Raw genomic sequence first — 1,478 nt, 5'->3', positions numbered from 1 at the left:
TTACCATGGGACTGGGCAGAGCAGCCTCTTCTGCTTATGCTGCCAATGAGGTGGAATTATCACCACAAACCCCTTTAATTGGTCTGAAAAGCTCCGCTCGTCTCTTGGCCTATCCCAGCGCCCACAGCAAGCAAGCGGTCGGCAAACCTGTATCCAGCGGCGAATGGCGCTCCCTTCCTTCCGGATCCAACACTCCTATACACTCTTTCAGCAAACCCTTGCGTACCCTACCCGTTGTTTCTACCGTGACTCCCGCGCCTGCCAGCGAAGATGAAAAAGAGCGTGGGGAATATTGGGTCAAGCTGGGTACCTTTTCCAATGAAGCCAATGCACAAATGCTGTCGCAAACTGTGGCAGCGCTTTCCTTGGAGGGTAAAACATTGCCGGTCGTGCGCAGCGACTTTGTCAATGAGGGAAAATCCTTCTATCGGGTACGAGTGGGTCCGTTTGCAGACCGCAACCGAGCGGAACGGGTTGTGCAATTGGTGCATCAACATGTCCATATCACTGGCACTATTGTTACGGCGAAAAAATGAGCAACTTGGCTACTCCAGGCAACCCGACTGCACAGGTACGGGTATGCAAGCTGCACCATGCCTTCGGTCGCTATCGTGTCCTGCAAGGGATCGATTTAGAGCTGTCAGCGGGTGAATGTGTCGTCCTATTAGGTGCCAACGGTTCCGGTAAATCCACCTTATTGGCCCTGCTTTCCACCCGCTTGCGTGTGCAACAGGGAAGCTATCACCTCTCTGGTTTGGAAGCGGGGGAAGCTGCAGAAGAGATGCGCGGCAAACTCCTGTTTGTTGGCCATCATACCCATCTGTACGGCCATTTGACACCGGTAGAAAATTTGCTCTTTTTCGCTGATCTGCACCTGCTTGCTGTCAGCGAAGAGCACCTGCGTACCGTAGTTGCCGCCGTCGGCTTGGAAAAATTTGCCGATCAACCTGTGCGTTGGTTTTCCGCTGGGATGAGAAAGCGTTTGGCCTTGGGACGCATGTTGCTCTTGCAACCAGAGTTGCTCTTGCTCGATGAACCCTATTCAGCGCTGGATCGGCAAGGAGTAGAGTGGCTCAACCAGGTCTTGCACTCCTACTTGGCTACAGGGGGTATGCTGGTCATGGCCAGCCATGATCCCGAACGGATTGCCGCTCTGCCACACCGTCCCCTCTATCTGCGTCGAGGTCAACTTTTCGCCTCCAAGGAGGAAGGGCCATGAACAAGTTATGGCGCGCAGCATACCGAATCGCCTGGAAAGATGTGGTCGGAGATTGGCGGCGACGGGCAACACTTTCATCCATGCTCTTTTTTGCTATTGCTGTGTTGGTGGTTTTCCAGGTAGCCTTTGACCCGGATCGGCGCGAAGCTACCCGTTTGTTACCAGGATTGCTCTGGGTAACCATTCTGTTTACCAGCTTGATGGGTTTGGGCAGAGTCTTCCAGGCAGAGGAGGAGGATGGCGCTCTGGAAGGGCTGTT

At 54.0% G+C, this 1,478-nt stretch carries 3 protein-coding genes; all 3 read left to right on the top strand.

Annotated elements, in window-relative coordinates:
- Positions 1 to 536 (top strand): SPOR domain-containing protein (locus EJP87_RS16275; protein WP_130472895.1); only part of this gene is annotated, 536 nt, incomplete at its 5' end.
- Complete coding sequence (gene ccmA / locus EJP87_RS16270; protein WP_130472894.1) at positions 533 to 1,219, top strand: heme ABC exporter ATP-binding protein CcmA; 687 nt, start codon at positions 533 to 535, stop codon at positions 1,217 to 1,219. The genes EJP87_RS16275 and ccmA, both read left to right, overlap by 4 nt.
- On the top strand, positions 1,216 to 1,478 hold a 263-nt coding region (locus tag EJP87_RS16265; protein ID WP_193771470.1), incomplete at its 3' end, for a heme exporter protein CcmB. The genes ccmA and EJP87_RS16265, both read left to right, overlap by 4 nt.

Source organism: Candidatus Magnetaquicoccus inordinatus, from assembly GCF_004217665.1.
In the GTDB taxonomy this organism is placed as follows: Bacteria; Pseudomonadota; Magnetococcia; order Magnetococcales; family Magnetaquicoccaceae; genus Magnetaquicoccus; species Magnetaquicoccus inordinatus.
This window is presented reverse-complemented; position numbering and strand designations above follow the sequence as displayed.